At 67.1% G+C, this 7,374-nt stretch carries 7 protein-coding genes and 2 pseudogenes; 1 reads left to right on the top strand and 8 read right to left on the bottom strand.

Features of this window, described 5'->3' with window-relative positions:
• The 3 genes and pseudogenes from AX737_RS14905 to AX737_RS14895 form a co-directional block, all read right to left on the bottom strand.
• Positions 1-1,242, bottom strand: a pseudogene (locus AX737_RS14905) (DUF4113 domain-containing protein); the annotation flags it as partial.
• Positions 1,239-1,693, bottom strand: a pseudogene (gene umuD / locus AX737_RS14900) (translesion error-prone DNA polymerase V autoproteolytic subunit). The pseudogenes AX737_RS14905 and umuD, both read right to left, overlap by 4 nt.
• The gene (locus AX737_RS14895) at positions 1,690-1,911 is read right to left on the bottom strand and encodes a hypothetical protein (RefSeq protein WP_066922552.1); all 222 of its coding nucleotides are present in this window, start codon (positions 1,909-1,911) and stop codon (positions 1,690-1,692) included. Before AX737_RS14895 ends, umuD begins: the two are co-directional and overlap by 4 nt.
• A gap of 223 nt (positions 1,912-2,134) precedes the next feature.
• On the opposite strand from AX737_RS14895, the gene AX737_RS14890 reads away from it, so the two are divergent.
• On the top strand, positions 2,135-2,560 hold the full coding sequence (locus tag AX737_RS14890; RefSeq protein WP_066922556.1) for a response regulator: 426 nt from the start codon (positions 2,135-2,137) through the stop codon (positions 2,558-2,560).
• A gap of 480 nt (positions 2,561-3,040) precedes the next feature.
• Here the strand turns inward: AX737_RS14890 and AX737_RS14885 are convergent, their stop codons facing one another.
• From AX737_RS14885 to AX737_RS14865, 5 genes are all read right to left on the bottom strand, one after another.
• A complete protein-coding gene (locus AX737_RS14885) occupies positions 3,041-4,045 on the bottom strand; it encodes an SDR family oxidoreductase (protein ID WP_066922550.1) in 1,005 nt (334 codons plus the stop codon).
• 114 nt (positions 4,046-4,159) lie between these two features.
• Positions 4,160-5,044: an NAD(P)H-hydrate dehydratase gene (locus tag AX737_RS14880; RefSeq protein WP_066922548.1), complete on the bottom strand. Its 885-nt coding sequence runs from the start codon at positions 5,042-5,044 to the stop codon at positions 4,160-4,162.
• A 30-nt stretch (positions 5,045-5,074) separates the two neighbouring features.
• The gene (locus AX737_RS14875; RefSeq protein ID WP_238229589.1) at positions 5,075-5,821 is read right to left on the bottom strand and encodes a histidine phosphatase family protein; all 747 of its coding nucleotides are present in this window, start codon (positions 5,819-5,821) and stop codon (positions 5,075-5,077) included.
• A gap of 213 nt (positions 5,822-6,034) precedes the next feature.
• Entirely contained in the window at positions 6,035-6,409 is a 375-nt protein-coding gene (locus AX737_RS14870; protein ID WP_066922546.1) for a VOC family protein, read from the bottom strand.
• Positions 6,410-6,692: 283 nt separating this feature from the next.
• Positions 6,693-7,148 carry a MucR family transcriptional regulator gene (locus AX737_RS14865; RefSeq protein ID WP_066922544.1) on the bottom strand — a complete coding sequence of 152 codons (456 nt, stop codon included), beginning with the start codon at positions 7,146-7,148 and terminating at the stop codon, positions 6,693-6,695.
• Positions 7,149-7,374: the final 226 nt, after the last annotated feature.

The raw sequence follows: 7,374 nt of genomic DNA, 5'->3' as shown, positions 1-7,374 counted from the left end.
AGCGCGGCGTGCGCATCTCGAACTTCGTGCTCCAGTCCCGCTTCTCCAGCACGCCCGCGCGCGCCGGCACGACGGCACCAGCGCCCCAACGCGCGTTGCAGGCGTCGATCCCCGCCATCAGCGGGCCCGAGCGCTCGCGGTCCATCTGCCCGATCAACGCCCGCGGGCTGTCCTCCAGCCGCATCAGGTCGGTGGTGATCACGCCGGCCTTGCTGTAGCGCCACGGCCGCTCGCCGGGCTCGCGCCAGGTCTTGGCGACGCCGAGCAGCGCCGCTTTGATCAGCGCGAGCGTGTCGCTCGTCGCCTCCGGCAGCATGACAGTCGTGGAGACCGCGCGCATCGGGTCGGCCCGGTCGTGCTCGCTGGTGTGGTAGAAGACACTGACATGGTTGGTGGCGAGTCCACCGCGCCGCAGCTTCTCGCCGAGGCGCGTCGCGTGCGCGGAGACCGCCTGCTCCAGCGTCGCCCGATCCGTGATGCGCGAGACGAGAAGGAGCGGGTGACCGCGCAGCCCCTGCGCTGGACCGGCATCAGCTCGAGGGGCAGGCAGGCGAGCCCCCGCAGTTCGTGAATGATGCGCTCGCCCACCACCGTCATCGCCTTGCGCACCGGCCGCGGGTCGAGGTGGCGTAGGTCCGCTACCGTGTCGACGCCGAGCGCCTCAAGCTTCGCGAGCGAGGCGCGGCCGATGCCGCAGACCTCCGAGACCGAGATCCGGCAGAGCCAGTGGTCGTAGGCCACCGGGTCGGTCAGATCGCAGACGCCGTCGAGGTCTGGTACGCTCTTGGCGATGTGGTTGGCGAGCGTCTTGGTCGGGCCGATGCCGACGCAGGTCGGGATGCCGGTCCAGGCGCGCACGGTCGCCCGCAGGTCGCGGGCGAGCTCGACACGCCGGTCCGCTCGCACGTCGGATAGGTCGAGGAAGCTTTCGTCGATCGAGTAGATCTCCACCCGGGGTGAGAAGTCCCGGTAGACCGCGTTGGTACGCGCGCTCATGTCGCCGTAGAGGGTGTAGTTCGACGAGAACACCCGCACGCCCTGGCTGCGACACATCTCCCGGATCTTGAAGAAGGGCTCGCCCATGCGGATGCCGAGCGCCTTCGCCTCGGCGGTCCGCACGATGGCGCACCCGTCGTTGTTCGAGAGCACGATGACCGGCACGCCCGCGAGCTTGGGGTCGAACACGCGCTCGCACGAGCAGTAGACGCTGTTACCGTCGATCAAGGCCAGCGCCCGGCTCATCGGCCGAGCCGCTCGCGGACGAGGTGCCAGCGGATCGTGAAGCGCACCACACCCCAGATCGCCGCCTCCTCGAGATCCTCGACGGCGAAGGCGGGCAGGTCCGGGTTGTCGAAGGCAAGCCGCGCGCGGTTGCCCCCGATGACGAGCCGCTTGATAGACATCTGCCCGCCGACCACCGCGACCACGATGCTATCGCGTCCCGCCGTCAGGCTCCGGTCGACGCAGGCGAGATCCCGGTCGAAGATGCCGGCGCCGCGCATGCTCTCGCCGCTGATCTGCCAGAGGAAGGTGGCTGGCGGGTTCGGCACGAGCCAACGCGGCAGCTCGAGCGCGCCCTCCAGGAAGTCGTCGGCGGGCGAGGGGAAGCCGGCGCAGAGCGCCTGCCCGAGCAACGGATGCGGATCGTGGCTGTGCCCCTAAGGGACAGCTCAGAAACCTGACGGAGGCTCATGCCTTGGGGCCGGTAAGGGGGACGCCGCCCCAGTCGAACCCTCGAGAGATCAGCCGATCGCTGCGCAAGGAGCGCCGCTCGGCCTCAGCAAGGTCGGTGAGGGCGTCGTCGATCGCGTGGACGAGCGCGGCCCGAGCGTCCCCATCGGCCGCCAGCTGGTAGGCGTAGGCGATCCGCTTAGCCTCGGATGGCACGACCTCGACAGGGTTGCAGTGCATCCGAGCGCCTCCGCAAAACCAGAACGTTTGCGGAACAAGCATCACCGGGCGGCAGGGTTCAACCAGCGTGGCCGCGACGATCGGCGCGTCTGTGGATAGCGGGCAGATCGGGCGAGCCTTGGAACGGTAGAGGCTGGCTCGTGTGGACCGCGCCGCAATCCGTGATGGGGCGGAAGCCGCACCGCCCGCGTTCAGGATGAGCCGAGACGAATGCGGGGTGATCATGGAAGGCGGTTACGCGCCAAGCACGTTTGCAGTGCTCTTGGTTGAGGACGTGCCGGTTCAGATGATGGCAGCCGCCAGTGCCCTTCGGGATGCCGGCCTTCGGGTCATCGAGGCGCCGACGGTCGAGGCGGCGACCTCGGCGCTCGGCGCTGATACCGAATTGCGGGTGATTGTCGCCGACATCGATCTAGACGGCGAGCCGCTTACGGGGCTGATGCTGGCGAAGGCCGTGGCGGCTCGCTGGCCGGATTTGGCCGTGCTGATCATCTCGGGAGTGATCATGCCCGAGACAGACGCCATGCCAGCAGGTGCTCGCTTCCTGCAGAAGCCCTTTGAGCCGGAGGCGCTGGTCGATGCCGTCCGTAGTTTAGTTGAGGCGAGAGACGCTGGACGCCTCGCCCCGGATGGATCGATGACGGATTGAAAACTTAAATCAAGCAAACCGAACGATCTGACCTGATCCAGCGTTAGGGGTCCCTAGGCCTGAAGATCCAAGGATCAAGCAATGTGGAGCTGGCGGCTCATGGATCGGGCGCCCCGTGACGGCCGCTGGATCATCGCCATCAATCGGCGCGAGCCAGACCGCCGAGCCGTCATCCGCTGGGATCCGGGGAGCTTTGGCGAGAGCGAGCCCTGGCGGGTCGCTTCTTGCGACCACGGCTATGCGTCGGATGCTTTCACGGACTGGATGCCCTTTCCGCCCTGGCCTGCTCGAAGCGAACAAGCGACCGCTGGCCAGGTCGAGGTTTCGGCCACAGTAGGCGTCGATGGGCCCTGAACTGCGGCTTTCTGCCCGAACCGAGATCATTTCAGGGTCCCGCGCACTGAGGCGGACTGCAAAGCTTACCACCCGGGACGGCGGCGGATGCGAAAGCGCAGAGCCGACCGCCGCCCAGGCCGGCCCTTACAGCCGTCTGAGGAGCCGCCGGGGAGCCAGAGCCGCAGCGCTCGCGAGCCCAAGAAGCGCAGCGCCAGCCATGCCCGCCACCAGCAGGTCACGTTCGCGACTCGTCCAGAACTCATGCCGGCTCGTGCGCGTGCGAGACGAGAACCTCCCATCCACCGCAGCTTCCCCTGGCGCCGGCTTGAACAGGTTGCCAGTCCGATCCGGCTTCTCCGTATCCTCGAGCTGCGCGTCCCACATCGAGGCCGCCTTCCGGTCGGCAAGCCCCGGCGCGATCGCCTGGGCGGCTGCCATCATGAGGGAGGTCCGCCCGACCCACACCTCCCGCTGCGGATGCTCGACCGCGTAGAGTATTGCCTCGGCACAGAGTCGGGGATCGAACACCGGGTCCGGCGCGTACTGCCCGCGGCCAGTGCGCGTTCGGGACCAACCGAACTGCGGGGTGTTCACGGCAGGCAGGTAGACGACGCTCACGGACACCGCCACGCGATCGTGGATCAGCTCACAGCGCAGAGCGTCGGTGAAGCCTGAGACCGCGAACTTCGCGCCGCAGTAGGCCGCCTGCAGCGGTGCGGCCCGGATGCCGAGGCCGGACGAGACCTGAATGATGGCGCCGCGGTTGCGCGGCTTCATATGCCGGAGCGCGGCGAGCGTGCCGTAGACCTGACTCAGGTAGGTGGTCTCGGTGACGCGCCGGTACTCCTCCGGGCTGATCTGATCGGCAGGGCTGACAACGGTCGACATAGCATTGTTGACCCAAGCCTGGATCGGCCCGAGCTCGGCCTCGATCTGCGCCGCCGCGGCGTCCACCGCCTCCGCGTCCGCGACGTCTGCGGAGATCGCCAGCACTGGACGGCCATGCGCGGTCAGCAGTTTCTCAGCCTGGCGCAATCGCGTCTCATCCCGGGCGATCACCGCGACGCTCCACCCACGGGCCGCGAACAGTTGCGCTGTTGCCAGCCCGATCCCGGCTGTTCCTCCGGTCACTACCGCGACGCGTGGCATATTCGCCTCCTCAATCCTTCCGCGTGAACGGGTGGGCGGGGGCACGGTTGCGCGGCACGGCGAAGCGTCACAGCCAAAGGTTCTGAGACTTCGGCGAGAAGTTCCTACTTTCCGCTACGTCAGCACCTCTGCGAGAATGCAGGGCACCTCGGCAGGGATCTCGCGGGCAAGGAAACCAATGCCCCCGTAGCGTCGCGCGAGTCGTCGCCCGGCCTCACCGTGGACATAGACACTCCACAAGGCCGCCGTCGCAGGGTCAGCGCCACGTGCGAGCAGCCCCACGATGAGACCTGCCAAGGTGTCACCTGAACCCGATGTTGCAAGCCCGACATGGCCAGCTTCGTAGCACCATGCTTGGCCATCCGGAGCGACGACGAATGTCTGCCCACCTTTCATCACCGTGACGGTGCCGAACTGCTCCGCAGCAGTTCTTGCTGCCGAGAGAGGGTTGGCCTCGATTTCCGCGCGCTCGACATCCAAAAGCTTTGCCATCTCGCCAGCATGCGGGGTGATCACCGCGGCGTTCGGAGCGGTTCGTGCCAGATCGGGCTCGACCCGAAGCGCCGCGAAGGCGCCAGCGTCCAGCACGAGCTTGCAATCGCGAGCCTTGCGGACGAGGGCAGCAACGAGGCGCTCGGTATCGTCGTCTTCGACCATGCCGGGTCCAAGTAGGACAGCATCGCTCCCCTCGATCTGCGACGTCAGAACGTCCGCGGCCGAATGATCAATCCCACCGGCAGATGTCTGCGGCAGGCCGATCACCATCGCCTCGGGCACAGCGATGCCGATCGGTATCGCTATGTCCTTGCAGACCGCGAGTTTCAGCTTGCCCGCACCAGCGCGCATAGCGGTGTGCGCTGCCAGCAGAACGGCACCCGGCAGGGCCGTGCAACCGGCAACGATCAGCAAGCGCCCGCGATCGTCCTTGCTGTCGCAGTCCGGATCCGGCAGCCTCCGGCTCCGCAGCAGATGCTCGGTGACAGGCGTGACAGCGGCCATGGCATGTCCCTCTCGCCGGTCGCCGAACAATTATTGCGCGACCGCGTCGGCGTCCGTCTCGGAGGTAACGGGGGTACCCTGCTCCTCAAGTGGTGCGACGAAGTTGTAGCGGATCAGCGCAAGCCCCCCATCTGGACCCGCATCTGGCGAGAAGACGTACTCGGTCACACCGCAATTCGCGACGTCGCCTTCGGCATCGACAGCCAGTATCTCGGCCTCTGTCATCTCCTCAAGAAGATACCGCAGGCAGAGCACGACCACCTGATGGGCGACGATGAGAATGCGTCTGCCGTCGTGGTGGAGCGCGACCGTATCCAATGCGCTGCGCAGGCGCAGGACGACGTCGCACCAACTCTCCCCGCCGGGGGGCCGATGGTAAAACTTGCCGAGATCGCGCCGCAGATCCGCCTGTTCGGGGTGAAGCTGCTCGATCCCGATCCGCGTCAGCCGGTCCAGGATCCCGAACTCCTTCTCGCGCAGACGCTCGTCCACGAGAAGGGCCGGGGCGTCTGGCGCGAGTCCACCAGCCGCTCTAATGGCCTCAGCCGTCTCGACCGCCCTGCGATAGGGCGAGGCAAGTGCGAGTTCCGGACGCTCGGCCTCGGGCAAGCTAGCAAACCACCGACCGAGCGCATCGCCCTGCCGGTGACCGAGAGTGCTCAACGGGACGTCTACGTCGCGTTCAGGAATGTCGATCCGTGCTGCACCCGCCGCGTGGGCCGCATCGCGTGCGACGTTGCCGGAACTCTCGCCATGCCGCACGACCCAGAGGTGCAACGGGTATCTGCGCGGCACGGACACCTCCGAAGTGCGGTCCAATTCAGCGTGCGCAACGCTCCGGTCTGAAGCTCGTTCCGCTGGGCCCAACCGCATGCGCTGGACCGACCGGAGCCACGACGGCTCGCTGCTGCGGTATTCCCGGCGGCCTGGCCTCAACATGCCGCTGCGCGATCTGGCCGAAAGCGAGCGTCTGAGCGCCGGCCGCTCGGCTCACTGCGCCGGCTGGGTCCTTGCGGTGAGCTTGTTGCCGTCCGGATCGCGCAGGTAGGCAACGAAGGCCCCATTCGGGCGCTCCGAGGGTGGGCTCTCAATCGCGGTCCCCCCGTTCGCAGTGCCGGCCGCGTGCCACGCGAGGACATGATCGCGGCTCGCAGCGACGATACCGATGGTCCCGCCGTTGGCTGCAGTCGCTGGATTGCCGTCGATCGGCTTCGTGATCATCAGCCGGCCGCCCGCGTAGGCATAGATCAGCCTGCCCCGCTCATCCATCCTGCCAGCCTTGCCGCCCAACGCGGCGAACGTGGCGTCATAGAAGCCCCTGGCCCGCTCCAAGTCGTTGCTGCCGATCATGACGTGCGTGAACATGCTTCCTCCCCATCCAGCTTCGGAGGCCGGCCGACAGGCGGCCTCATGGCCGGCACCGCGCAACAATCCGCGCAATCGGTCCGAAAAGCCAAGCTTCTAGCCCCTGGTTCACAGTAAGCTCCTCGCGCCGGAAAGGGGATCACGGCTGGAGGCTGCGGCCGATCGAAAGATAGAAAAAGCGGTGCTCGCGCCGGATCGGCATGGAGAGGCCTGCTGGACGCCCGTGCGGGATCCAGCAGGCGTATGGCCGAGCTTATGACGGGGCCAGTGTCTCAGTGCCGTCTTACGCGGTTGCTGCCTTCTTTGGACGCCCGCGGGGCTTTGCCGGCTCGGCCGGGGCCTTTGGTTCGGGCTCTACGTCAACCGCAGCCTTGCGGCCCAGGCCGATGCTGCGCGCCAGCGTTGAGCGCTGCGCGGCGTAGGCCGGTGCAACCATCGGGTAATCGGCGGGCAGGCCGTACCGCTCACGATAGGCGCGGGGATCCAGGCCGTGGCCGGTCAGGTGGCGCTTGAGCGTCTTGTAGGACTTGCCACCAATGAAGCTGATCAGGCCCTCGTCGGTAACCGACTTGCGGATCTGGGCGGCGCTGGGCTTCTCGACCTCTGGCTCTGCGGGTGCTGTGGGCTGTCCGAGGCCGACAAGGGCAGCGTGCGTGCCGGCGATCAGACCTGGCAGCTCACCGACCTGCACATGAGTGTTGGACACGTAGGCTGCCACGATACCGGCAGTCTGGCCCAGGGTAAATCATATCTTCCTGTGGCTTAGAAGCCGGTGAGGATGCCGGCCGAGCCCCAGAGCGTGAGGCCCAGCCCGACCACGAACGCGCCAATCATGGCGTACGAGAACAACTTCATCGCCTTCTTCATCCGGCGCGCCCCTTAGCAGCGGTTGCCGCCAGAGGTCTGGCCATACTGCTTGACCGGGAAGTTCTGCTGGTTGGCGTTGCCCTCGGCCGCCGAGCTCA

The organism is Methylobacterium sp. CCH5-D2, from assembly GCF_001556475.1.
GTDB lineage: Bacteria > Pseudomonadota > Alphaproteobacteria > Rhizobiales > Beijerinckiaceae > Methylobacterium > Methylobacterium hispanicum.
Note: the sequence above shows the minus strand (reverse complement) of the source record. Positions and strands in the feature narration are given on the sequence as shown.